The following is a 24,484-nucleotide window of genomic DNA, read 5'->3' as shown; positions in this document are numbered from 1 at the left end:
CCGCCGACCAGACCCCGGAGCACATATCCAGATGGCCGACCGACTTTCCATTTCCTTCCGCCTGCTGTCGCCTGCCGGCCTGGCGCTGCTGCTGTCCAGCGCACTGAGCGTGCAGGCGGCCGACCTGGCGCGCGTCACCTCGCCGGACGGCGCGCTCGCGGTGATCGTCCAATCCCAGCACGAGGGACGCCTGTCCTACCGGGTGGAGCGCAACGGTGACCCGGTCATCGCTCCCTCGCGGCTGGGCATGCTGCTCGGCGATGGACGCCTGGAGCGCAACATCGCGCTGACCGCGCAGTCGCAGCGCAGCGTCGATGAGACCTGGGAGCAGCCTTGGGGCGAACGCCGCCTGACCCGCAACCACTACAACGAACTGCGCACCCGCTTCAGCGAGAAGCCCGGCGCCGGCCGCGACTACGCACGCCAGTTCGAGGTGGTGTTCCGCGTCCACAACGACGGCGTCGGCTTCCGCTACGAGTTCCCGCAACAGGCGGCGATGGAACAGGTCACGGTACAGGCCGAGCTGACCGAGTTCGCGCTGGCCCACCCGGCCACCGCCTGGTGGATTCCGGCGTTCGAATGGAACCGCGAGGAATACCTCTATCACCAGACGCCGTTGAAGGAAGTGGGCACCGCGCAGACGCCGCTGACCCTGCGCAGCGACAACGGCCTGCACATTTCCCTGCACGAGGCCGCGCTGGTGGACTATGCCGGCATGAATCTGGCGCGCGGCGACGGCGATGTCCTGCATGCCGCGCTCACGCCTTCCGGCAACGGCGCACCGGTGCAGCGCTCGCTGCCCTTCCACACGCCGTGGCGGACCATCACCATCGGCGAAACCGCCGCCGAGCTGGCCGAATCCAGCCTGATCCTCAACCTCAACGAACCCAACGCGCTGGGCGATGTGAGCTGGTTCACCCCGGCCAAATACGTGGGGGTGTGGTGGTCGCTGCATCTGGAGACCGAGACCTGGGGCACCGGCCCGCGCCACGGCGCCACCACCGCCAACACCCGCCGCTATATCGACTTCGCCGCCGCCAACGGTTTCCGCGGCGTACTGGTGGAAGGCTGGAACACCGGCTGGGACGGCGACTGGTTCGCCAACGGCCAGGCCTTCGATTTCACCCGCGCCACCGCCGACTTCGACCTGCCGGCACTGGCACGCTACGGCGCGGCCAGGGGCGTGCACCTGATCGGCCACCACGAGACCGCCTGCGCGGTAAGCCATTACGAGCGCCAGCTGCCCGCGGCGCTGGAGCTTTACGCGCGCAACGGTGTGGATGTGATCAAGACCGGTTACGTCTGCGACGCCGGCGACATCCAGCGCCAGGACCGGGCCGGGGGCCCGATCCTGCGCGAGTGGCACGAGGGCCAGTGGATGAGCAACCACCACCTGCGCGTGGTGCGGCAGGCGGCGGAAAAACATATCGCGATCAACGCGCACGAGCCGATCAAGGACACCGGCCTGCGTCGCACCTATCCGAACTGGGTGTCACGTGAAGGGGCTCGCGGCATGGAGTTCAACGCCTGGGGCAATCCGCCCAATCCGCCGGGACATGAAGCCACGCTGGTGTTCACCCGCATGCTGGCCGGGCCGATGGACTACACCCCGGGCATCGTCAGCCTCAAGGGACGCAATGGCCTGCCGCTGCGCAGCACGCTGGCCAAGCAGCTGGCGCTGTATGTGGTGCTGTACAGCCCCATCCAGATGGTGGCCGACCTGCCCGAACACTACGCCCAGCACCCGGACGCCTTCCAGTTCATCAAGGACGTGGCGGTGGACTGGGAGCAAAGCCACGTGCTCAATGGCGAAATCGGCCAGTACGTGACCTTCGCGCGCAAGGTGCGGGGCGGCGAGGAATGGTTCCTCGGCAGCGTCGGCAGCGAACAGCCGCAGACGCTGGACGTGCCACTGTCCTTCCTCGATCCGGGCCGCCGCTACCGGGCGCAGATCTACCGCGACGGCGACGGCGCGCACTGGGAAACGGCGCCATTCGCCTTCGCCACCGAAACGCGGGAGGTCCGCAGCGGCGATCCGCTGCGCATTGCGCTGGCGGCCGGTGGCGGCATGGCCGTGCGCTTTGTGCCGCTGGACTGAGCCCTGCCCGAGGCCTGAAACGCAAGGATCAAGCCGCAGGCGGTCGTTCCGTATCCGCCCTCACCGGCGAAAGCGTTTTCAGACTCGCGTGCCGGCATTGCACGGCATTGAATACGTATGCAGGCCGGTCCCGCCGCGGGGTCCGCTGATTACCATGCCAGACAGTCGCACGCTGCGAAAAAAACAAACGCGACACGCCCCCGACACCTGTCTGGGGCGACTGGCTACAACCAACCGACATCACCTGGGAGAGGGGAGCATGTTGAACACCAAACGCAATCTGCTGAGCGTGGCACTGGCTTCGGCCATCACGTTGGGCGCCACCAGTGCACACGCACAGACGGCCGAGGCGCAGAGCAAGCCCGAGACGAAGGCGGAAGCCACCGATCTGGATACCGTCACCGTCACCGGCATCCGTCGCGGCATCGAAAGCGCGATCTCGGTCAAGCGGGATTCCACCTCGATCGTGGAGGCCATTTCGGCCGAGGACATCGGCAAGCTGCCGGACGTGAGCATCGCCGAATCGATCGCCCGCCTGCCCGGTCTGGCCGCCCAGCGCGTCGCCGGCCGCGCCCAGGTCATCAGCGTGCGCGGCCTGTCGCCCGACTTCGCCACCACCTTGCTCAATGGTCGCGAGATGGTCAGCACCGGCGACAACCGCAGCGTCGAGTTCGACCAGTACCCGTCGGAACTGATCAGCGGCGTGACGGTGTACAAGACCCCCGACGCCGGCCTGGTCGGCCAGGGCCTGTCCGGCACGCTGGACATGCAGACCGTGCGTCCGCTCAGCTACGGTGACCGCGTGATCGCCGTCAGCGGCCGCTACCAGAAAAACTCGCTGGGTGAGGCCGCCGGCGAAGACCCGTACGGCAACCGGATCAATGCCAGCTTCGTGGACAAGTTCGCCGACGACACGCTCGGCCTGGCGATCGGCTACTCCCACTCGGAAATGTCCAAGCAGGAGAACCAGGTCGGCCTGTACGAGCCCTGGCAGGCCATCGGCGACAACTGGCGCCCGGGCGTCGCCGCCGGCACCTACTATTCCGATGGCATCAAGGCATTGCGCCGCACCGGCCACGCCAAGCGTGACGGCGTGATGGCCACCGTGCAGTTCCGGCCGAACAACAGCTGGACCAGCACCCTGGACGCGTTCTACACCAAGGCCAAGGAATACGACACCGCCAACCAGCTGGAAATCCATCTGGGCGATTACAACGGCGGCTACGACCGTTTGAACGTCACCGACGTGGTGGTCAACGGCAACGGCAGCTTCGTCAGCGGCACGGCGCACAACGTCTATCCGCTGGTGCGCGGCATGTACAACCGCCGCGACGACAGCATCAAGGCGCTGGGCTGGAACAACGAATTCACCTTCGGCGATGTGCGCGTGGTGGCCGACCTCAGCTGGTCCAAGGCCGAGCGCGACGAGCTGAATCTGGAAAACAACCTGCAGTTGCTGCCTGCCCCGATGCTGGATTCGGTGACATTGAATTTCGCCGGCGGCAACTTCCCGCAGTTCACGCCGGGCCGCGACTATTCGGACTTCAGCAAGCTCTACCTGACCAACACCATCTACGGCTCGGGCTACGGCAAGACCCCGCATGTCGATGATGAGCTCAAGGGCGTCAAGCTGGCGGCCACCTTCCCGGTGCCGGAAGGCTTCAGCTGGTTCTCCGACTTCGACGTCGGCGTGAACTACGCCGACCGCAGCAAGAACAAGACCCAGGCCGAAGGCAACATCAACCTCGGCGCGCAGGGCGTCACCAGCATCGCCGCCGACCTGCAGTACAGGCCGGTCAACCTGGGCTTTGCCGGCGCCGGCTACATCCCGGCCTGGAATGTGCCCGCTGCCGTGGACCGCTACATGGTGTTCAATCCGACCACCACCGAAAGCTACCTGATCCCGAAGCAGTGGACGGTGGACGAGGAGATCACCACCACCTTCCTGCGCGCCAACATCAGCACCCAGATCGGCTCGATTCCGGTGCGCGGCAACGTCGGCCTGCAGGCCCAGCACGTACGCCAGTCCTCCAGCTCGAACTACTGGGATGGCGGGCAGCCGGTCGGCAGCCAGGTCATCCCGATCAACGAAGGCAAGAGCTATCTGGACTTCCTGCCCAGCCTGAACCTGGCCTTCGAACTGCCGGCCGAGAACACGGTGCGCTTCGCCCTGGCCCGCCAGGTCGCACGACCGCGCGTGGACGAGCTGCGCGCATCGATGGAATTCGGCGTGGACACCAACATCGGCAAGCCCGGCGCCAGTGGCGGCAACCCGAACCTGGACCCGTGGGTGGCCAACGCGGTGGACCTGTCCTGGGAAAAGTACTTCGGCAACAAGGCCTACGTGGCCGCCGCGGTGTTCTACAAGGACCTGAAGACCTACATCTACACCGAAAAGCGCGATGGCTATGACTTCACCCAGCAGGTCGACGCGTGGCTGCAGGCCAACGCCATCACCCTGCCGCCGGGCATCGTGGTCGACAAGACCGGTTACTACACCGCGCCGTTCAACGGCAACGGTGGCAGCCTGCGCGGTGCCGAGCTGACCGCGTCGCTGCCGCTGGACCTGTTCTTCGACGGCCTGCGTGGCTTCGGTGTGGTCGCCAGCGCCAGCTTCAATGACAGCAACATCTCCATCCCGCCGGATCCGGGCACCACCTCCAGCGTGGGCTCCGAGCCGATCATGCTGCCGGGCCTGTCCAAGCGTGTGTACAACTTCACCGCCTACTACGAGAACAACGGCTTTGAAGTGCGCCTGAACCAGCGCAAGCGTTCAGACTTCATCGGCGAGATCGGCAACTTCAACGGCAACCGCACCCTGCGTTACGTCAAGGGCGAGGACGTGCTGGATGCGCAGGTGGGCTACAGCTTCGGCGACGGCAGCCTGTTCCAGGGCCTGAGCCTGTTCCTGCAGGCCAGCAACCTGACCAACTCCAAGTACGAGACCTACGCCGGCACCAAGGACCGTCCGCTGGAAACCGTGGAATGGGGCCGCACCTACCAGGTGGGTGTGAACTACAAGTTCTGATCCGGAACACCCCGGCTGATCGACAGAGCCCGCTGTTCACGCAGCGGGCCCTGTCGTTTGCGGGACCTGCAATGCCCCGCCCCTGCGACACCGGGGCTGCCCGGCAACGCGCCGCGCACCGGGATCACACCCGCACACTGCATCCTGGGCGTCGACGGACCAAACCGGTGTTGCCAAGGCGCGTGACTTGCCGGGCGGTGGCCCCTCATCTGTGGCCGGCGCGGCTGTGCCGCCGCGACATCGCGCGGACGGTGGGGAACCCATCGGCCACCGCACAAGCTCGGGCCGGCAGTGCCCGTCCACAGAAAGCACGCCAAGCCAGACCTCTTGCGGAACACGTCCGCCGCGGAAGCGGGTTTGCCCCCGGCCCTGCCGTGATCACCGCGGCGCACAATCGCAAGATCACAACCGGCAGACAGCGGACCTTGTCCGGCCGCGCAATCGCGCCTGGAACAGACGCAAAAAAAAGGCGGAGATGTGATCTCCGCCCTCCACAGGAAAGAGCAACTTGCCTCAGCTGCGCCGCGCGCAATACACCGCGTGCGCAGGCAACACCAGTTCACCGGCCTCGAGGCCGCCTGACGCCGGCCCCGGCAGCTCCAGCGCCTGCCATGTGCCCGCCGGCAGGGGCTGGCGCTGCGACTGAGCGGAGAGATTGAACGCCAACAGCAGCACCTCGTCACCGAGCTGGCGTTCGAACATCAGCACCGGCTCGGTGCTGTCGATGAACCGGATTCCGCCCTCCACCAGCGCCGGATGCGCCTTGCGCCAGGCCAGGAACGCGCGGAACGCGTGCAGCACCGAACCGGCATCGGCTTCCTGCGCCTGCACCGACAGCGCACGGTGTTCGGCCGGAATCGGCAACCACGGCTTGCCCGTGCTGAAGCCGGCCACGTCACCATCGCTCCACGGCATCGGCGTGCGGCAGCCGTCGCGGCCCTTGAAATTCGGCCAGAAGGTGATCCCGTACGGATCCTGCAGCGCCTCGAACGGCACATCCGCCTCGCCCAGGCCCAGCTCCTCGCCCTGGTAGATGCACACCGAGCCGCGCAGCGAACACACCAGCGCAACCAGCATCTTGGCCAGCTGGGGGTTGGCCGGATGGCCGCCCCAGCGCGTCACCGCCCGCTGCACGTCATGGTTGGACACCGCCCAGCACGGCCAGCCGTCACGCATGGTGGCTTCCAGCTTCTCCACCGTGCCGCGGATGTAGGCCGCACTGTAGTCATCGACCAGCAGCTCGAAGCTGTAACCCATGTGCAGGCGGCCCGGCGCGGTGTACTCGGCGGTGGTGGCCAGCGAATCCTCCGAGGAGATCTCGCCCAGCGTCACCGCGCCCGGATACTGGTCCAGCAACGCGCGCAGACGCTCGAGGAAGCCGATGTTCTCCGGCCGGGTGTTGTTGTAGTAGTGGTACTGGAACGCGTACGGATTGTCCGGGCTGAAGCCGCGGCCCACGCGCTCGCTTTCCGGCTTGGGCGGATTGTCGCGCAACTGCGCGTCGTGGAAGCAGAAGTTGATCGAATCCAGGCGGAAGCCGTCCACGCCACGGTCCAGCCAGAACTTCACGTAATCCAGCGTGGCCTGCTGCACGGCCGGATTGTGGAAATCCAGATCCGGCTGCGAGGACAGGAAATTGTGCAGGTAGTACTGGCGGCGGCGCGGTTCCCAGCGCCAGGCCACGCCGCCGAAGATCGACAGCCAGTTGTTCGGCGGCGTACCGTCCTCGCGCGCATCGGCCCACACATACCAGTCGGCCTTGGGGTTGTCGCGGCTCTGCCGGCTTTCCTTGAACCAGGCGTGTTCCACCGAGGTGTGGCTGAACACCTGGTCGATCATCACCTTCAGCCCCAGCGCATGCGCCTTGGCCAGCAGCCGGTCGAAATCGTCCAGGCTGCCGAACAGCGGATCCACATCGCGCTGGTCGGCGATGTCATAGCCGAAATCGGCCATCGGCGACTTGAAGAACGGCGAGACCCAGATCGCGTCCACGCCCAGCGAGGCGATGTAATCCAGCCGCTCGATGATGCCCGGCAGGTCACCCACACCGTCGCCATCGCTGTCCAGGTAGCTGCGGGGATAAATCTGGTAGATGACGGCGCCGCGCCACCAGGAAATCTTCGACATCAAGCGCCCCCCTACGGGCTTCAAATGCCCCGGAAGGGGCCGCAGAACGTATGCCGGCCAGCTTAGCGTCGACGCTTTGTCGACGGTGCCGCTTGCATACGTATTCACTGCGTGCAGTGGGGGTTTCCGCCGCCGCGGGCCGCTTGCCTCCGCACCGCCTATAATCCCCGGGCACCCTCCGAAGTATTCCTATGAGCATCGCCGAACATATCCGCCCCGCGCTGGGCCTGCCTGCCATCCAGACCCTTGCGGCACCGGACATGGACGCCGTCGATGCCCTGATCCGCCACCGTCTGTCCTCGGACGTGGTGCTGATCAACCAGATCGCTGACCACATCATCTCCGCCGGCGGCAAACGCCTGCGGCCGATGCTGGTGATGCTGGCCGGTCACGCGGTCGGCGGTGCCGGTCCGGAGCACCACCAGCTGGCGGCGATCATCGAGTTCATCCACACCTCGACCCTGCTGCATGACGATGTGGTCGACGAATCGGATCTGCGCCGCGGCCGCAGCACCGCCAACGCGCTGTGGGGCAATGCCCCGAGCGTGCTGGTCGGCGACTTCCTGTACTCGCGCAGCTTCCAGCTGATGGTCGAGCTGGACCGCATGCCGGTCATGCGCATCCTGGCCGACACCACCAACCGCATCGCCGAAGGCGAGGTGTTGCAGCTGCTGCATGTGCACAACCCGGATACCGACGAGGCCGCCTACCTGCGGGTGATCGAACGCAAGACCGCGGTGCTGTTCGCCGCCGGTACCCGCCTGGGCGCACTGGCCAGTGGCGTGGACGAGGCCACCCAGCAGGCGCTGTACGACTACGGCATGCACTTGGGCTACGCCTTCCAGATCGCCGACGACGTACTGGACTACTCGGCCAACGCCGAGGAGCTGGGCAAGAACCTGGGCGACGATCTGGCCGAAGGCAAGGCCACGCTGCCGCTGATCCACGCCATGGCCCATTCCGATGAGGCCACCCGCCAGCGCCTGCGCGAGATCGTGCAGAACGGCGAGGCCAGCGCGATGCCCGAAGTTCTGGCCGCCATCCAGGCCACCGGTGGCCTGGACTACAGTCGCCAGCGCGCCCGCCAGTACGCCGAAGCGGCCGAAGCCGCACTCGAAGGCCTGGCCGAGAATCCGGCCGTGGCCGCCCTGCGTGGCCTGGCCCGCTATGCGGTCGAACGCGGCCACTGAGCCGTGAGCACCGCCGGTTTCAGCGATGAGGAACGCCAGGTGCTGTTGGCGGTATACGGCGTCGGCGCCACCGTGGTGGCCCGGCTGGAACAATTGGGATTCACCTCCCTGCCCCAGCTGGCACAGGCCCAGCCCGGCGATATCGTCAGCCAGGCCGCCGCGATGCTGGGCAGCAGCTGCTGGCGCAACAGTCCGCAGGCGCGGGCGGCGATCAGCGGCGCGATCGCGGCGGCAAAAGCCCGGTCGCGGTAGGCGCAGCGCGGCGTGGCTTGGGCCACGGGTGCCGAAACCACCACGGGCGGGCACCACCCACGGCCAACCACGGCACCGTACCCACGCGCACCACCCTGCCGCAGCGACCGGACAGAGGCCGGTCTTGCGGCTGGTGCGGTTCCGCCCTCCGCGCGCGGTCAGTCGCCCAGGCGTTCTTCCAGGAAATTGTCCATCATCTTCCAGGCCCGCTTGGCTGCGCGCGGGTCGTACAGGCAGCCCGGCGGACTGTCGGCATCGGACTCGGCAAAGCAGTGCACCGCTCCGCTGAAATTGACGAACTGCCAATCCGCACCGGCGCTGTCCATCTCCTTGCCGAACGCGGCGATGTCCTCGCCCGTTACCCCCTGATCGGCGGCCCCGTTAAGGACCAGGATCGGCACCTTGCCGCTGCCTGCCGGCGCCGGACTCGGGGTGGACAGGCCGCCATGCAGACTCACCACCCCGGTCAAGGGCAGGCCGGCACGCGCCATCTCCAGCACCGTGGTGCCACCGAAACAGAAACCGACCGCGGCGATACGGCCGGCGTCCAGCGGCGCCTTGCCGGCCTGCGCCTCCAATGCCTGCAATGCCGCACCGGCCCGGGCACGCAGCAGGGCCCGGTCATCGCGCAAGGGTTTGGAGGCCGCAGCGGCTTCGGTGTTGTCCTTGGGTCGTATGTCCTTGCCGTAGACATCGGCCACCAGCACCACATAGTCGTCGCCGGCAATCTGCCCGGCCTTGGCGACGGCGGATGCGTTCACGCCACGCCAGTTGGGCACCATCACCACACCGGGTCGGCGGGCGTCACCGTCGTCGTCATAGACCAGCACGCCGCTGTACGACGCGCCATCGTGCTGCCATTCCACCGTGCGCTGCTGCATTTTCGCCGCGGCCGGCAATGCCACCGCCAGCCACAGGCCCGCCACTGCCACCGGCCACTTCCGTTCTGCTCGCATCGGACTTCTCCGCTCAGGGGTGCGGCGAGTTTAAGTCCGACGGGCCCCAGCCCGGGTGATTGCCGGGATTCAGCCGATGCCTAGCCCGGGAATGGCGCTGATGCTGTCCGGATCAAAGCCGGCCAGCGCGGCGAAGTGGCGGCCACGCGCCACGTAGTCGCTGTAAGCGCCAAAGCTCGGCGCGCCCGGTGACAGCAGCACCACCCCGCCCTGCGCGCCCAGTGCCGCACGCGCCAGTTCCACCGCCTGCGGCAGATCGGCGGCCGCATGCAGTCCGAACCGGCCAGCCTCGGCCAGCGGTCGCAGCAGGTCGTTGATGCGCGGGCCGTTGCCGCCCATCGTCACGATCTCCACCGGCGGCACGTCATGGGCCATGTGCGCGAGGAAATCGCTCCAGTCCAGGCCGCGATCGTGGCCGCCGACCAGCAGCGCGATGCGCTGCCCGGCAAAGCAGTCCAGCGCCGCCAGCGAGGCATGCGGGGTGGTGCTGATCGAATCGTTGACCCAGCGCAGCCCATCGCGCTCGCCCAGCAGCTGCAGGCGGTTGGGCAGCGGCCGGAAGCTCCGCACTGCCGGCGCCAGGGCCACGGCATCCAGTCCCAGCGCTTCGATGGCGGCCAGTACCGCGCACAGGTTGCCGCGGTTGTGCCGGCCCGGCAGCGGCGTATCCGCCGTATCGAACACCGGCTGCGCGCCGCGATGCACCACCTCGCCGACCATGTGCCAGCCTTCGGGCTGGTTGAACCAGACGATCTTGCTGTGCGGCAATTGCAGCGCGCGCAGATGCGCGTCGGCGGCATTGAGCACGGCCACCCGCGGATGACCGCCGGTCACCAGTGCCAGCTTGTCGTCGATATAGCGCTGCTCGCTGCCGTGCCAGTCCAGGTGCTCGGGAAAGATGTTGAGCACGATCGCGACATCCGGCCGCGCGCCACTGCGCGCTACTTCCCCGGTCTGGTAGCTGGACAGTTCCACCGCCCAGTATTCCGGTGCCGGTTGCGGATCCAACGCTTCGAGCAGGGGCAGGCCGATATTGCCGGCCAGGCCGGTGCGATGCCCGGCCGCGCGCAGCAGGTGCGCCAGCAGCGAGGTGGTGGTGCTCTTGCCCTTGGTACCGGTCACGCACACCGTGTCGGGCAAGGTGCCATCAGGGCCGGCATGCTCGCTGAACCACAGCGCGGTACCGCCGATGAACTGCGTGCCCAGTGCCTGCGCCTGCAGCGCCTCGGGCTTGTACGGGCTGATCCCCGGTGACTTGATGACCACCTCGAAGCGCGCCAGCGCCGCGCCGGTGACGTCGGTTTCCACCTGCAGCGCGCCCGCGGTTTCGGCACGCGCGCCCGCGGCCTCGGCCGGCGGACAGAACAGCGTCAGTGGCAGTTGCGGCAGGCGTTCGCGCAATACGGCAAATGCCGCACGGCCCTCACGCCCCCAGCCCCACAACGCAACCCGCTTGCCTTCAAGCTGCGAAATTCGCACGCAGACGCTCCCAAAGGACTGCCGGGATGCGGTGTTCGCCGTCGATGACCAGCAACGGTTCGATCTGCAGCTCGTCCGCCGCCAGGGTCGGCTGGATCAGGCTGGCGAAACGCTTGACCAGCACGTCCTCCTTCCAGTCCGCACGCGCGGCCAGTGTGGCCATCGCCGCACGCGACTCCTTGCCCTCGCCCACGCACTCGAACGGCTTGTGGTCGCCGAATTCCAGCAGCGCGTCGTAGCCGCCGGCCTGTTCGCTGTCATCAAGCAGGTTGCGGCCGAAGATGCGCACCAGCCGGGTCTTGGGCATGAACGGGGCCAGCGCCAGGAACACGAAGTGACACTTCGGACAGACGCCGCACCAGCGGTTCACCGGGCGCTCGCCGAGGATGTGGAAGTTGCGGTTGCAGCTGGAGAAATGCGCGTCGTAGTAGTCGGTCCTGGCGAACTGGCGGGCCACCGCCAGCTCCGACAGCGGCCGCAGCAGCGAGTAATAGTGCAGGTCGGCCGCCACGTACTGCTGCACATGCTCGCCGAACGCCTGCTCGAACGCCCAGCCCTTGGACCACTGGTGGTTGACCTCGCCGGTACCGGCGATCTGGCTGCCGTAGCTGGCCGAGCGCTCGTTGGAGAACACCACCTGGTCCACGCCCTGCACCAGCGCGGCCAGCACCATGATCGCCGAGTTCACCGCGGTCACCGGGATATGGCCGTTCCAGGCCCCATGGCGGTTGAGCTCGAACAGCTCCGGGGCCAGCGTGCGGCCGATATTGAGCGTCGGCAGACCGGTGCGGTCGGCGCAGGCGCGGATCAGCTGCGAGCCGCCGATCCAGGTCACCGTCTCGGCCACGCCGGCATGGCGCAGCGCCTCGATGCTGACCAGCGAATCCTTGCCGCCGCCGATGGCCACCAGCGCGTGCTCGCGCAGGCCCAGCACCGGCGCCGGCACCGTCTGGCCTTGCACCGGCAGCGTGAAGCGCCCGCGCAGGTTCAGGCCATTGCGGTAGGCGAACTCGCCCAGACCATTGAGATACACCGTTTCCACCAGTGTGGCGGTGGCCGCATCGATCGCATAGCTGTCGATGCTCACCTGCGCCGGCACTGCCGCCTTGTAGTAGCTGACACCGGCGATCAGGTGCAGCAGCTGCAACGCGCGTTGCACCGCCGCCGCACGCTCGCCCTCCAGCTGGAACGGCGCCCCCGGCACGGTGACAGTCTCGGTCATCTCCGGGCCGTCGTCGAAGGCGTAGACCAGTCTTGCCACGCCGGTATCCGCGGCGAAATCGCAGCGGACGAAGCGGAAGCGGGAAACCTGGTTTTTGTCAAAAGCTGTCATGGCGTATCCGAATCAAACGAACCGCCGCGCACCAGCGCGCGGCGGACGACAAAGTTTTCGCGGCAGGAGGCGATTGTCACGCATCGAGGACCGCCTCGCGCGGCAGTGCGCGCAGGTTGTAGGTGCTGGCCATGCTGAAACCATAGGCGCCGGCATCGGCGATCAGCATCACATCCCCGGGCGCGGTGGTCGAGGGCAGCTTCACGCGCTGTGCGAACACGTCGCTGGATTCGCAGATCGGACCGACCACGCTGAAATCGACGTCGCGTGCCTCTTCCAGCCGCGCGAGGTTGGCGATGTCATGCCAGGCGTCGTACAGCGCCGGGCGCAGCAACGCGTTCATGCCGGCATCCAGGCCGACGCGGCGCACGCCGTCCTTCTCCACCACCTGGGTGGCGTGGGCCAGCAGCACGCCGGCCTCGGCGACGAGGAAGCGGCCCGGCTCGATCGCCAGCTGGAACTGCGGGTGCACCGCCCTGATCTCTTCCAGCCCGGTGGCCCAGGCGTCCAGATCGAACGGCTCGTCATCGGCGCTGTACGGGATCGGCAGACCGCCGCCGATATCGAGGATCTCCACGCTGCCGATACGGCGGGCGAACCCGGCCATCTCGTCGACCATCTGCTTCCAGTGGCCGCCGGTCTCGATGCCGCTGCCCAGGTGCGCGTGCAGGCCGCTGATGCGGATATCCAGGCTGCCGGCCAGCGCCATGAATTCATCCACCCGCTGCGCCGACAGGCCGAACTTGGCCTCCTTGCCGCCGGTGTTGACCTTCTGGTGATGGCCGTCGCCATGGCCCAGATCGATACGCAGCCACAGCGTGCGGCCACGGAATACCTCCGGCCAGCGCCGCAGCAGCTCGACATTGTCCACGGTGACGGTGACGCCACGCGCCAGTGCCGCCTGGTACTCGTGGATCGGTGCGAAGCTCGGCGTGAACAGCACCCGCGCCGGCGCGATGTCCGGTACCGAGGCGAACACATGCTCGACCTCGCCCAGCGACACGCATTCCAGACCGAAGCCTTCGGCGGCGAGCGTGCGCAGGATCTGCGGATGCGGATTGGCCTTGATCGCATAGAAGCGGCGATCGACCGCGGCAATGGCCTTGAGCTGGGCGGCGCGCTCGCGCACCTTGTCCAGGTCGTAGACATAGGCCGGGGTGCCCTGCGTGGCCAGCGCCAGCAGCTGCTGCCGCTTGCCCGGTGCCTGCCACCACGGCGTGGGCCGCGGCCGCAAGGTGCCGATGATCTCGCGCCAGCGCGGGCCGAACACCTGCTCCTCGTAGACCGGCATCGCGCCACTGTCGATCAGCTCGGCGTGCAGGATCGGCAGCAGGCCGTCGGCATCGGCCTCGTCGATGACGAAGGTCAGGTTCAGGTCGTTGGAGGACTGCGAGATCATGTGCACGCGCTCCTTGCCGAACGTGGCCCACACGTCCGAGAGCTTGTACAGCAGCGAACGCATGCCACGGCCGACCAGGGTGATGGCCGCGCACGGCACGATCACCTTGACCTTGCAGATCTGCGACAGGTCGGCCGACAGCGCGGCCAGCACGTCGGTATTGACCAGGTTCTCGGACGGATCCAGCGACACGGTGACGTTGGTCTCGGCCGAACCGATCAGGTCCACCGACAGCCCGTGCTTGGCAAACAGCGCGAACACTTCGGCCAGGAAACCGACCTGCTGCCACATGCCGATGCCTTCCATCGACACCAGCACGATGCCGTTGCGGCGGCTGATCGCCTTCACTCCCGGCACCGGCGCGGCGGCACCGTCAATGCTGGTACCCGGCATGTGCGGGCGCTCGGTATCGAGGATCGCCATCGGCACGCCGGCATCGCGGCACGGCTTGATCGAGCGCGGATGCAGCACCTTGGCGCCGGTGGTGGCGATTTCCTGCGCCTCGTAATAGTCCAGCCGGGTCAGCAGGCGGGCGTCGGGCACGTCCTTCGGGTTGGCGCTGAACATGCCCGGCACATCGGTCCAGATCTCCACGCGGCTGGCACCGAGCAGCGCGCCGAAATAGGCGGCGGAGGTATCCGAGCCACCGCGGCCGAGGATGGCGGTACCGCCGTCGGCATGGCGCGAGATGAAGCCCTGGGTCAGCAGCATGCGTGTGGGCTGGGCGTCGAAGCGGGCCTTGAAGCCGGCATCGCCCTGCCACTGGCAGTTCACCGACAGCCGTTGCGACCAGGCGGTCTGGTTGGGCACCGGCGGCTGCGCATGCAGCCAGTCGCGGGCGTCCATCCAGCCGAAATCCAGGCCGTTGCTGCGCAGGTAGGCCGCGCCGATGCTGGAAGAGAGCAGCTCGCCCTGGCCCAGCACGTCGGCCTGCCAGTCCAGCGGCCGGGTTGCGGCACGCGGGTCGTCCAGCAGCGCGGCCAGTGCGGCCAGCCGTCCGGCCAGCACCTCGGGGCCCAGCTCCAGCTCGGCGAGGAAGTCGTTGTGGCGGGTGACCAGCGCGGCCACGCGCTGGCGGCTGTCGGCCACGCCATCGGCGATGGCGGTCAGCTCATTGGTCACGCCGGACAGCGCCGAGACCACCACCAGCACCCGGCCGCCGGTTTCCTCGGCCCGTTTTTTCGCCAGTTCCCCGATCGTGTTCCAACGATGACGACGGGACACCGAGGTGCCACCGAACTTCAGAACGATCCAGCGATCAGCGCGAGGGGAAGCAGACATTGGCTTGGGGGGTTCACTTGGGGGAGAAAGACCCGGCAACGCGGGCAGAACTCCCGATTCTATGCCAAGGCCGGCGGAGCCGGATTGCTGATTACGGTCGATACCATCCCCCCTCCGGGGGCGCAGAAAGTAGCACCTGCAACGACCCCGGTCATCCCCGCCCGTGGCCCGGATTGTTAAGCTGCCCGGCCCCTCTGCTTCCGAGCCGCCATGACCGCACGCCGCTACCTGCAACTGGACGTCTTCGCCGCCCGCCCGGGCGCCGGCAACCCGCTGGGTGTCATCGTCGACAGCGAGGGCCTGGACGATGCCGCCATGCAGGCTGTCGCCGCCTGGCTGAACCTGTCCGAGACCATCTTCTTCCTGCCGCCGGACCAGGGCGCCAGCTACCGCATCCGCATCTTCACCCCGAAGGGCGAACTGCCGTTCGCCGGCCATCCCAGTGTCGGCGCGGCCTGGGCGGCGGTCGAGCTGGGCCTGGCCACACCGGATGACGCCGGCCAGCTGGTCCAGCAGTGCGCCGCCGGGCTGCTGCCGGTACGGGTGCAGGGCGGGCGCTGGTTCCGCCAGATCCATGTGCGCAGCCCGCAGGCCGAACGCCGCGACATCGAAGTCCCGGCACTGCCCGCAGGCCTGGCCACGCTGGCCAAGCCCGGCCATGGCCCGGAACTGTGGAACAACGGCCCGGACTGGTGGCTGCTGGAAGCCGGCAGCGAAGCCGCGCTGCGCCGCTACACGCCGGAGCTGGCCGCCATCGCCGCTCTGCCTGGACGCGGCAAGCTGGCCGCGTTCGCCGCCGCCGACCGCCCGGACGTGGGCTATCAATATGTGGTGCGCGCCTTCGCCCCCGGCGTGGGCATCAACGAAGACCCGGTCACCGGCAGCGCCAATGCGCTGGTTGCCGCCCACCTGCTGGCCCACGGCCGGATCAAACCGTTCCAGCAGTACCTGGCCAGCCAGGGCCGCGAGCTGGGCCGCGCCGGCGAGGTGCGGGTGGAGGTCGATGGGGATTCCAATATCTGGATCGGCGGCGAGGTGCAGCAGGTGATCAGCGGGCAGATCGAGTGGTGAGCCACCTTGCTCCGCGGCACCCGCGACCCCTCTGCCCCCTGATTGCCAGCCCACCCCACTGATTACGGACAACCTGCCATGACCACCCGCCGCTTCCTGCAACTGGACGTCTTCGCCCCCCGCCCCGGCACCGGCAATCCGCTGGCCGTGGTGCTCGATGCCGACGGCCTGGACGAGGCCGCCATGCAGGCCATCGCCCGCTGGACCCGCCTGCCCGAGACCACCTTCATCTTCGCCCCGACCCGGCCCGGCAGCAGCTACGGTATCCGCATGTTCGCGCCGCAGAAGGAGGTGCCGTTCGCCGGCCATCCCAGCGTCGGCAGCGCACATGCGGTGCTCGAAGCCGGCATCGCCGCGCCGGTGGATGGCCAGCTCGTCCAGGACGGCATCAACGGCCCGCTGCCGCTGCGCATCAGCGAGCACGGGGGCGTGCGCACCATCGCCATCCGCACCCCGCGTGCGGCAGTGGCCGAAGTGGTCGGCGCCGACGATCCGCGCCTGCAACCGGCGATCAGCGGCTGGCCGCTGGGCCAACTGCCGCCGGCGCTGATGGACGGCGGCCGCCGCTGGTGGCTGGTGGAGGTGGCCGATGAAGCCAGCCTGCGCGGCCTCACCCCGGACTGGGACGCGATCGCCACGCTGGCCGAAAGCACTGGCGCGATGGGTGTATTCGCCTACGCCCGCAGCCACGGCGAGGACTACCAGCTGGTGGTGCGCGCCTTCGTCGGCAACGGCCGCCGTTTCGAGGACGCCGCCTCCGGCGCGGCCAACGCGGTACTGGCCGCATGGTTGGACGAACGCAACGCACTGCCCGGCAGCGGCAAACGCTACACCGCCAGCCAGGGCCGCGAGGTCGGCCACGACGCGCGGCTGGAACTGCACATCGACGAGGACGGCGAGGTCTGGTCCGGCGGCCAGGTGCAGACCGTGATCCGTGGAACCATCGACTGGTAAGCGTCCCTGCTGCGGAGCGGGCGGGCATTCGCTCCACCGCGCCCCCCCCCACGGAACATGGGCCGGTTCAGGCGGCTCACGGCATCCACAGCCCCCTGGCGCAAGCGCTCGCGACGGCGGTGACCGCTACCGTGGCCAGTGATGACCGTTCGTTCGGCATGCGCGATTCCCACATCGTCAGCCGGGCCGGCAACGTGCCGTGCTTCCGGCAGCCCCTGCGCAGAGGTACCAGGCATGACTGAACCAGCGTCGCGGCCGCCAGCGACGGCGATACGTATCCGCGACTTCAGGTCCGGAGACGAAGCCCTGCTTCGCCAAGTGTTCGTCTCCGCGATAAACGGTTCGACTGGCGGTCACTACAGCCAGGCGCAGCGCGAGGCATGGCTGGCGGGCGCCGGGGATGTTGCGAGATGGAACCTGCGTATCCAACGCCTCCAGCCGTTCGTGGCACTGCACGATGGCGTGGTGGCCGGTTATGCCGATCTGCAGCCATCCGGGCTGATCGATCATTTTTTCGTGGCCACCGATCACGCACACCGTGGCGTCGGCAGCGCGCTGCTGCAGCATCTGCAGCAGCAGGCGCGACGGCGGGGCATCGTTGAATTGCACGCCCATGTCAGCCTCAGCGCCGAGCGTTTCTTCAAACGGCACGGCTTCCGCGTTAAACAGCGGCAGACCGTGCGCGTTGCCGGCATCGGCCTGGACAACGCGGTGATGTGCAAACACATGGAAAGCGAAGCCGGCGCGTCAGCGGACTGACCCACCGGTACCGGCAGCCGCTCCTGCCGGCGATGCCCGCGCAGACGCGCAACCTCCACCGGACCAGCCGACAACCCAACCCGGCGAAGGGTGCCTACGCCACCAGCAGGTCCAGCGCGGAAAGCCAACCCGCCCGCGCTCCGCGCAAGGGGATACGCATCGTCCTTGCCGCGCTGCTGCCAGCCGCTAGTCGGCCTGCGCCTGGCCGCTCATGTATACCGGCTCGCCATCGACCCAGGTGGAAAGCACTTTCAGCTCATCAAGCTCGCCGGCCGCCACCGTGAGCGGGTCGCGGTCGAGCACCACGAAGTCCGCACGCAGGCCACGCTTCAGCGTTCCGACCTCGGCCTCGTCATGGCCGGCCCAGGCCGCATCGCTGGTGAAACCGCGCACGGCCTCGGCCGCACTCAGGCGCTGCTCCGGCTGCCAGCCACCGGGCGGCTGGCCCTCGCGGTCCTGCCGCGTCACCGCCGCATACAGGCCCAGGCGCGGATCGACCTCTTCGACCGGGAAATCCGAGCCCAGCGCCAGCCGGGCCCCGCTATGCAGGTAACGCTGCCAGGCGTAGGCGCCCTTGATCCGCTCCGGCCCCACGCGCTGCTCGGCCCAGCCCATATCCGAGGTGGCGTGGGTGGGCTGCATCGAGGCGACAACCCCCAGCGGCGCGAAGCGGGCGATGTCCTCCAGCGCCACCACCTGCGCATGCTCGACGCGCCAGCGGTGGTCATCACCCTTGCGCGCGCCCAGCACTTTCTCATAGGTATCGAGCACGATCCGGTTGCCGCGATCACCGATGGCATGGGTGGCCACCTGCACCTTGCAGCCGTCGGCCTTGCGCACCGCCACCTCGAAATCGGCTGGCGAGGTCATCAGCAGGCCGTGGTTGTGCGGATCATCGCTGTAATCGGCCAGCAGCGCGGCGCCACGGCTGCCCAGCGCGCCATCCATGAACAATTTCACGCCACGCATCTGCAGGCGTCCGCCGGCATGCTGATACAGCCCGCTGCGGCACAGATCATCCAGCGCCGCCTGGTTGCCATCGGCGTAGGCATCGATACGCAGTGGCAATCTGCCCTGATCGGCCAGGCGCTTCATCAACGCCAGATCCTCGCGCGACACGCCCATGTCATGCACGCCGGTCAGACCATTGCGGACGGCTTCCTGCAGGGCCGCATGCAGCCGTTTCTCGCGCGCGGCCTCGTCCAGCGCCGGGATATGCGCGCTCACCAGCGCGGCGGCGCCATCCACCAGCACGCCCGTCGGCTTGCCGGCCGCATCCCGGACGATGCGCCCGCCGGCCGGCTGCCAGTCCCCGGCCAGCGATTTACCGCCCTCTTCGGCGATGCGCAGCGCGGCGCTGTTGACCCAGCCGGCGTGGCCGTCGACCCGGTCCAGATAGACCGGCCGTTGCGGGAACGCCGCATCCAGATCAGCCACGGTCGGAAAATCGGTGTTGTCCCAGCGGTTCTGGTCCCAGCCTCGGCCCAGCAGCCATTCGCCCGGTGCCAGCGTCTTCTCGAATGCCTTGAGCCGTTCGACCACTTCCGCGCGGCTCTTCGCCCCGGACAGGTCGGCCTGCGCCAGGGTGTTGCCCAGATAGACCAGGTGCGCGTGCGCGTCGATCAGACCGGGCACCACCGTGGCCTGGCCCAGATCGATGCGCGGGGCCTGCGGATACAGCTGCAGCAAGGCATCGGCGCTGCCGACATCGAGCACGCGACCGGTATCGCTTTCCCAGGCCATCGCCCCGACCACCGACTGCGCGGGGTCACCGGTGCGGATGGTTTCGGCCACCAGCAGCTTGACCTCGGCACTGGCGGAAAGAACATGCAGACACGGAAGCAGCAGGGCAACGCAGGCAAGACGACGCATCAGGCAACTCCTGGACAGGATGCGGCGACTATGCAGGCATCCCGTCACGCTGACAAACCGCCTGCGGTGTGGAAATCCCGGAGACCTCTGCCTCAGTCGGCGCTGACGTCCACGCGCACGCGGAGGCGCTCGCCCGGGTGGTAGTCGCGACGGGTGTGATATTCGCGGCCGCCATATTCATAGGTGACGTCGTAGCCATCCACGCGCTCGTTCTCGCTGCCGTAGCCCACCGGTTCGCACACGCGCACATCGCCACGCCGGTAGTCCGGACGGCTGCTGGCCTCATAAATCGCCCGTCCGGCTGCGCCGCCGGCGATGGTGCCCACCGCGGTCCCCAGGTAGCGCCCGTCGCCGCCACCGACCCGGCTGCCGAGCACCGCGCCGGCCAGACCGCCGATCACCGTGGCCAGCTGGCGGCCGGTGTCGCCGCCCTGCCGGTACTGTCCGTTGTCATAGCCGCGATCGTAGGAACCGTTGTTGCGGTAGCCGTCATCGCGATAACCCTCGTTGCGATAGCCATTGCCGCCGCCGACATAGCCACCGTCGTTGCGCTCGTAGCAGCGCTCGCCGCGCCCCTGCCCACCACCGACGATGATCGGATCCACGCGCACCACACGCGCGTAGTCATAGGCGGGTTCATTCCCATCGCGATAGCGGCCCGGACGGTACTGGCCGTCGTCATAGGCCGGATCGGGCCGGTACTGGCCATCGTCGTAGCGCTGTGCGGCAGCATCGAAAGCAGCCACGCTCCCCAGGATCAGGACACCGGCAAAAGACAGCGATCGGAACATGGCAGGACCACTCGGGTTGGGATCGGCGATGCTCGGCTGCATCGGGTGAGCCGATCCTGAACCGGCCCGGACAGCCATGCAAGCGGACCGGGCCAGTCCTCCCGTCAGGCGGAAAACTCGGTTTCCAGACTGATCGGCACCGCACTCAAGGCCTTTGAAACCGGACAGTTCTGCTTGGCGTCCTCGGCCAGGGCGCGGAACCGCGCCTCATCGATCCCGGGCACCACGGCTTTCACTTTCAGGCGGATCTGCGACAGCTGCGGTCCGCCCTCCATCGACAGATCGACATCGGCGCGGGTATCCAGCGAGGTCGGCGGAAAGCCGGCTTCACCGAGCTTGGCCGACAGCGCCATGGTGAAGCAGCCGGCATGCGCGGCGGCAATCAGTTCTTCCGGATTGGTGCCTTTTTCATCGCCAAAGCGGCTGTTGAAGGCATATCGGGTGTGGTCCATCAATCCGCTCTGCGGCGTGCTCAGCTGACCTTTGCCGCTCTTGAGATCACCCTCCCAGTGCGCGGTGGCATGACGCGAAATACCCATTGCAACACTCCTGCGTTTGATTGGGCCCCCACCATAGGGCACGGTCCGTTACGGGCTTGTGCGTCGCAACGTGCGGCTCACCACGACCGCGCTACATTGCCCTTCCCGCCATGACCGCCCTGCGAGCACACCGCTCCCGGGTCGCTGCGCACGGACAGCCATGACGCCCTTCGATCCAGTCTTTTGGAGGAACGGCCCATGTCCTACCGCACACAACAGATCCGCAATGTGGCCCTGGCAGGCCACCCCGGCGCCGGCAAAACCACCCTGTTTGAAGCCCTGCTGCATGCCGGCGGCACCGTGAAGACGGCGGGCAGCATCGAACGTGGCACCACGGTGTCCGACCATGACCCCATCGAGAAGCAGCGCGGCCACTCGATCGACAGCGCACTGGCCAGCATCGACCTGCCGGAGCTTCGCCTGAACCTGATCGACACACCCGGGTATCCCGAGTTCCGCGGCGCCACACTCTCCGCGCTGGCCGTGGTGGAGACCGCCGCGATCGTCGTGGATGCCACCCGCGGCATCGAGTTCGGTACCCGCCGGCTGATGCACCGGGCCCAGGAGCGCGACCTGTGCCGGGTCATCGTGGTCAACAAGATCGATCAGGACGGCGTGGATTGCGCGCAGCTTCTGCATGCGCTGCGCGAGGAATTCGGCCCGCAGGTATTGCCGCTGAATCTGCCCGCCGATGGCGGTCGCAGCGTGCTGGACTGTTTCCTCCAGCAGGACGGCGACAGCGATGCCGGGCCGGTCGCCGCATGGCATCAGCGCATCCTCGACCAGGTGGTGGAGATCAATGAAACGGTGATGGAGCACTATCTGGACCTGGGCGAAGCCGGGCTGTCCGGCGACGAGCTGCACAACGCCTTCGAACAGTGCCTGCGCGAGGGCCACCTGGTGCCGGTGTGCTTCGTTTCCGCGCGCGAAGGCACCGGATTGCAGGCCCTGCTGGACATCGCCGGCAGGCTGTTCCCCGATCCGGGCGAAGGCAATCCACCGCTGTTCGTCAGCGCCGACGGCGGTGAGATGCCGCAGGTGCAGGCCGACCCGACGGCTCCGGTGGTGGCCAGCGTGTTCCGCATCATCAACGATCCGTTTGTCGGCAAGCTGGGCGTGTTCCGTCTTTACCAGGGCACTATCCATCGCGAGATGAGCCTGTGGGTGGACGATGGCCGCAAACCGGTCAAGATCGCCCACCTGTTCCGTGTACTTGGCAAGGAGCATCTGCCCATAGACGCGGTGGTGGCCGGCGACATTGCGGCCGTCGCCAAGGTCGATGAGCTGCATTACGGCGCGTTGCTGCACGACCTGCATGACCAGCCGCTGCCGCAACTGCGCCCCATCAGCTTTCCCAAAGCGATGTTCGGCCTGGCGATCGCGCCTGCCAGTCGCGGCCAGGAGCAGAAGCTCACCGTGGCGCTGGAACGGCTGGCACAGGAGGATCCGGCGCTGCAGATCGAACAGGCCGGGGAAACCCATGAGACGGTGGTGCGCGGGCTCTCCGATCTGCATCTGCGGATCGTACTGGAGCGTCTGCGCGACCGGCATGGCGTGGAAGTGACCACCCGGCCGCCGCGCATCGCCTATCGCGAGACCATCGGTGCGCCTGCCGAAGGTCATCACCGTCACAAGAAGCAGACCGGTGGCGCCGGCCAGTTCGGCGAGGTGTCGCTGCGCATCGCGCCGTTGCCGCGCGGCAGCGGCTTCGAGTTCGTCGACGAGGTCAAAGGCGGCACTATTCCCGGGCAGTTCATGCCGGCGGTGGAGAAAGGCGTGCGCCAGGTGCTGGAGAGCGGTGCAGTGGCTGGCTTCCCGCTGCAGGACCTGCGCGTCACCGTGCATGACGGCCGCCACCACCCGGTCGACAGCAAGGAGATCGCCTTCGTCACCGCCGCGCGCAAGGCCTTCCTCGATGCGATCGGCAAGGCCGCACCGCAGGTGCTTGAACCGGTGGTTTCGCTGGAAGTGGTGGCGCCCGAAGCGCAGGCCGGCGATATCACCGGCAGCTTGGCGGCCAAGCGCGCACGCATCAATGGCACCGATTCCAGCGCCGGGGAGATCGTCATCCATGCGCAGGTGCCGCTGTCCGAGCTGGAAGGCTATGCGGCCGAGCTCAAGTCCGTGACTGCCGGTCGTGGCCGCTATTCGCTGGATTTCAGCCACTACGAACCGGTGCCGGCAACCGTCCAGCAGCGGCTGATGGCCAGCCACCAGCCGCATCCCGACGAGGACTGAGCCGACGCGAGGGCAGCGCAGCACCGGTGGAAATCGGCAAATCGCAACGCGGCAACTGCGGATTGCCGCGTTTTTTATGGCTTTTTGCGGGTTTGCCTATTGGCGGCACCGGATTCATGCCCTACATTTCGCTTGCCGACGGGGTCGGCATGACCAACAACCAACCGTTCACGGAACAGGAAATCATGGCAAAGACCGCTAAGAAAGCTGCCCCGAAAAAGGTAGTGAAGAAAGTCGCCACCAAGGCCGCAGCCAAGCCGGTTGCACCGAAGCCGATCAAGGAAGCCCTGACCAAGTCCGGTCTGGTTGCCCACATCGCCGAGACCACCAGCCTCGCAGCCAAGGACGTCCGTGCCGTGTTCGCTGCGCTGGAAGGCGCGGTCGCCGCATCGGTCAACAAGAAGGGCGCAGGCAGCTTCACCCTGCCGGGCCTGCTGAAGATCAGCACCGTCAGCGTGCCGGCCAAGCCCAAGCGCAAGGGCATCAACCCGTTCACCAAGGAAGAGCAGTGGTTCGCCGCCAAGCCGGCCACCACCAAGCTGAAGGTGCGTCCGCTCAAGAAGCTCAAGGACGCCGCGCTCTGATCAGGGCGCCCCTTGTGGCGAAACGGACGGGACGGCATTGCCGTCCCGTTTTTTTTGCCGTTGCCACGGGCCTGATGACATTCATGAACTTCCGGCCCGTCCAGTTGGAACACAGCGTCGTGACCCCGGCCCTCGCCCCTGTACCGCCAGCGGCCTATGGTGGGGCTCCTCCCTCTCCGCCCTGATTCCCGCCATGTCCAGTCGCATGCACCGCTACCGCATCACCGTCACGCCGATCGAATCCGATGGTCTGCAGTGCAGTGGACGATGCACCATCGAATTCGAACAGCGCAGTCCACAGAACTGGATGCATCAGCTGGAGGCGGCACAGAGCCAGCGCCAGCTGTCGTGCAATGAAGTGGCCAGCGTGGTGGTGGCCACCGGCTTGCTGGAGAATCTGGCTGGCATCGCCGGTCAGGGTGACAACGTGCTGTCGGCGCTGCATCCGGAGCTGGACGCGCTGCTGGCCAAACTGGCGCAACTGCACGCGACGCGGTAACGCCGGACCTACGTCCGGCTCGGATGTGGCCGTG

Annotated in this window: 18 protein-coding genes; 10 read left to right on the top strand and 8 right to left on the bottom strand. The window is 67.5% G+C overall.

Annotated features, from left to right (window positions below; genetic code table 11):
* The first annotated feature begins 31 nt into the window (after positions 1-31).
* Both ACVOMH_RS05605 and ACVOMH_RS05600 read left to right on the top strand, forming a co-directional pair.
* Positions 32-2,098 carry a glycoside hydrolase family 97 protein gene (locus ACVOMH_RS05605; RefSeq protein ID WP_054658134.1) on the top strand — a complete coding sequence of 689 codons (2,067 nt, stop codon included), beginning with the start codon at positions 32-34 and terminating at the stop codon, positions 2,096-2,098.
* 259 nt (positions 2,099-2,357) lie between these two features.
* Positions 2,358-5,126 (top strand): TonB-dependent receptor, encoded by a 2,769-nt coding sequence (locus ACVOMH_RS05600; protein ID WP_057506438.1) that lies wholly within the window; start codon positions 2,358-2,360, stop codon positions 5,124-5,126.
* Between the two features lie 513 nt (positions 5,127-5,639).
* Here the strand turns inward: ACVOMH_RS05600 and ACVOMH_RS05595 are convergent.
* Positions 5,640-7,253: an alpha-glucosidase family protein gene (locus ACVOMH_RS05595; protein WP_057506437.1), complete on the bottom strand. Its 1,614-nt coding sequence runs from the start codon at positions 7,251-7,253 to the stop codon at positions 5,640-5,642.
* 191 nt (positions 7,254-7,444) lie between these two features.
* Between ACVOMH_RS05595 and ACVOMH_RS05590 the strand changes: the two genes are divergently transcribed.
* Positions 7,445-8,443 (top strand): polyprenyl synthetase family protein, encoded by a 999-nt coding sequence (locus ACVOMH_RS05590; RefSeq protein WP_057506436.1) that lies wholly within the window; start codon positions 7,445-7,447, stop codon positions 8,441-8,443.
* A gap of 3 nt (positions 8,444-8,446) precedes the next feature.
* Entirely contained in the window at positions 8,447-8,695 is a 249-nt protein-coding gene (locus tag ACVOMH_RS05585) for a hypothetical protein (RefSeq protein WP_057506435.1), read from the top strand.
* A 158-nt stretch (positions 8,696-8,853) separates the two neighbouring features.
* On the opposite strand, the gene ACVOMH_RS05580 is transcribed toward ACVOMH_RS05585, so the two are convergent.
* From ACVOMH_RS05580 to ACVOMH_RS05565, 4 genes are all read right to left on the bottom strand, one after another.
* Complete coding sequence (locus ACVOMH_RS05580; RefSeq protein ID WP_054660077.1) at positions 8,854-9,651, bottom strand: dienelactone hydrolase family protein; 798 nt, start codon at positions 9,649-9,651, stop codon at positions 8,854-8,856.
* Between the two features lie 69 nt (positions 9,652-9,720).
* Positions 9,721-11,130 (bottom strand): UDP-N-acetylmuramoyl-L-alanine--D-glutamate ligase, encoded by a 1,410-nt coding sequence (gene murD, locus ACVOMH_RS05575; protein WP_481551299.1) that lies wholly within the window; start codon positions 11,128-11,130, stop codon positions 9,721-9,723.
* On the bottom strand, positions 11,111-12,463 hold the full coding sequence (murL, locus tag ACVOMH_RS05570; protein ID WP_481551298.1) for a UDP-N-acetyl-alpha-D-muramoyl-L-alanyl-L-glutamate epimerase: 1,353 nt from the start codon (positions 12,461-12,463) through the stop codon (positions 11,111-11,113). Before murL ends, murD begins: the two co-directional genes overlap by 20 nt.
* A gap of 76 nt (positions 12,464-12,539) precedes the next feature.
* Complete coding sequence (locus tag ACVOMH_RS05565; RefSeq protein WP_481551297.1) at positions 12,540-15,143, bottom strand: bifunctional aspartate kinase/diaminopimelate decarboxylase; 2,604 nt, start codon at positions 15,141-15,143, stop codon at positions 12,540-12,542.
* Between the two features lie 210 nt (positions 15,144-15,353).
* Between ACVOMH_RS05565 and ACVOMH_RS05560 the strand changes: the two genes are divergently transcribed.
* From ACVOMH_RS05560 to ACVOMH_RS05550, 3 genes are all read left to right on the top strand, one after another.
* On the top strand, positions 15,354-16,214 hold the full coding sequence (locus tag ACVOMH_RS05560) for a PhzF family phenazine biosynthesis protein (protein WP_481551296.1): 861 nt from the start codon (positions 15,354-15,356) through the stop codon (positions 16,212-16,214).
* 78 nt (positions 16,215-16,292) lie between these two features.
* A complete protein-coding gene (locus ACVOMH_RS05555; protein WP_481551295.1) occupies positions 16,293-17,168 on the top strand; it encodes a PhzF family phenazine biosynthesis protein in 876 nt (291 codons plus the stop codon).
* Positions 17,169-17,402: 234 nt separating this feature from the next.
* The gene (locus ACVOMH_RS05550; RefSeq protein ID WP_481551294.1) at positions 17,403-17,927 is read left to right on the top strand and encodes a GNAT family N-acetyltransferase; all 525 of its coding nucleotides are present in this window, start codon (positions 17,403-17,405) and stop codon (positions 17,925-17,927) included.
* Positions 17,928-18,113: 186 nt separating this feature from the next.
* On the opposite strand, the gene ACVOMH_RS05545 is transcribed toward ACVOMH_RS05550, so the two are convergent.
* From ACVOMH_RS05545 to ACVOMH_RS05535, 3 genes are all read right to left on the bottom strand, one after another.
* Positions 18,114-19,799, bottom strand: coding sequence for an amidohydrolase (locus ACVOMH_RS05545; protein ID WP_481551293.1), 1,686 nt, complete (start codon positions 19,797-19,799; stop codon positions 18,114-18,116).
* 92 nt (positions 19,800-19,891) lie between these two features.
* Positions 19,892-20,590, bottom strand: a complete 699-nt coding sequence (locus tag ACVOMH_RS05540) for a glycine zipper 2TM domain-containing protein (protein ID WP_481551578.1) — start codon at positions 20,588-20,590, stop codon at positions 19,892-19,894.
* A gap of 104 nt (positions 20,591-20,694) precedes the next feature.
* Positions 20,695-21,129, bottom strand: a complete 435-nt coding sequence (locus ACVOMH_RS05535) for an OsmC family protein (protein WP_057506429.1) — start codon at positions 21,127-21,129, stop codon at positions 20,695-20,697.
* 198 nt (positions 21,130-21,327) lie between these two features.
* Between ACVOMH_RS05535 and fusA the strand changes: the two genes are divergently transcribed.
* The 3 genes from fusA to ACVOMH_RS05520 all read left to right on the top strand — a co-directional run bounded on the left by fusA (position 21,328) and on the right by ACVOMH_RS05520 (position 24,450).
* Positions 21,328-23,367 (top strand): elongation factor G, encoded by a 2,040-nt coding sequence (gene fusA, locus ACVOMH_RS05530; protein WP_481522955.1) that lies wholly within the window; start codon positions 21,328-21,330, stop codon positions 23,365-23,367.
* Between the two features lie 185 nt (positions 23,368-23,552).
* On the top strand, positions 23,553-23,951 hold the full coding sequence (locus tag ACVOMH_RS05525) for an HU family DNA-binding protein (protein WP_481523066.1): 399 nt from the start codon (positions 23,553-23,555) through the stop codon (positions 23,949-23,951).
* 193 nt (positions 23,952-24,144) lie between these two features.
* Positions 24,145-24,450 carry a DUF3861 family protein gene (locus ACVOMH_RS05520; RefSeq protein ID WP_481551292.1) on the top strand — a complete coding sequence of 102 codons (306 nt, stop codon included), beginning with the start codon at positions 24,145-24,147 and terminating at the stop codon, positions 24,448-24,450.
* The last annotated feature ends 34 nt before the right edge of the window (positions 24,451-24,484 follow it).

This window comes from Stenotrophomonas sp. STEN013 (genome assembly GCF_056760355.1).
Note: the sequence above shows the minus strand (reverse complement) of the source record. Positions and strands in the feature narration are given on the sequence as shown.

Coding starts and splice junctions, on each gene's coding strand:
- ACVOMH_RS05525 (WP_481523066.1), top strand. CDS start 23,553: ATGGCAAAGACCGCTAAGAAAGCTGCCCCGAAAAAGGTAGTGAAGAAA.
- ACVOMH_RS05590 (WP_057506436.1), top strand. CDS start 7,445: ATGAGCATCGCCGAACATATCCGCCCCGCGCTGGGCCTGCCTGCCATC.
- ACVOMH_RS05545 (WP_481551293.1), bottom strand. CDS start 19,799: ATGCGTCGTCTTGCCTGCGTTGCCCTGCTGCTTCCGTGTCTGCATGTT.
- ACVOMH_RS05560 (WP_481551296.1), top strand. CDS start 15,354: ATGACCGCACGCCGCTACCTGCAACTGGACGTCTTCGCCGCCCGCCCG.
- ACVOMH_RS05565 (WP_481551297.1), bottom strand. CDS start 15,143: ATGTCTGCTTCCCCTCGCGCTGATCGCTGGATCGTTCTGAAGTTCGGT.
- ACVOMH_RS05535 (WP_057506429.1), bottom strand. CDS start 21,129: ATGGGTATTTCGCGTCATGCCACCGCGCACTGGGAGGGTGATCTCAAG.
- ACVOMH_RS05605 (WP_054658134.1), top strand. CDS start 32: ATGGCCGACCGACTTTCCATTTCCTTCCGCCTGCTGTCGCCTGCCGGC.
- ACVOMH_RS05540 (WP_481551578.1), bottom strand. CDS start 20,590: ATGTTCCGATCGCTGTCTTTTGCCGGTGTCCTGATCCTGGGGAGCGTG.
- ACVOMH_RS05580 (WP_054660077.1), bottom strand. CDS start 9,651: ATGCGAGCAGAACGGAAGTGGCCGGTGGCAGTGGCGGGCCTGTGGCTG.
- ACVOMH_RS05600 (WP_057506438.1), top strand. CDS start 2,358: ATGTTGAACACCAAACGCAATCTGCTGAGCGTGGCACTGGCTTCGGCC.
- ACVOMH_RS05520 (WP_481551292.1), top strand. CDS start 24,145: ATGTCCAGTCGCATGCACCGCTACCGCATCACCGTCACGCCGATCGAA.
- ACVOMH_RS05550 (WP_481551294.1), top strand. CDS start 17,403: ATGACTGAACCAGCGTCGCGGCCGCCAGCGACGGCGATACGTATCCGC.
- ACVOMH_RS05595 (WP_057506437.1), bottom strand. CDS start 7,253: ATGTCGAAGATTTCCTGGTGGCGCGGCGCCGTCATCTACCAGATTTAT.
- murL (WP_481551298.1), bottom strand. CDS start 12,463: ATGACAGCTTTTGACAAAAACCAGGTTTCCCGCTTCCGCTTCGTCCGC.
- fusA (WP_481522955.1), top strand. CDS start 21,328: ATGTCCTACCGCACACAACAGATCCGCAATGTGGCCCTGGCAGGCCAC.
- ACVOMH_RS05555 (WP_481551295.1), top strand. CDS start 16,293: ATGACCACCCGCCGCTTCCTGCAACTGGACGTCTTCGCCCCCCGCCCC.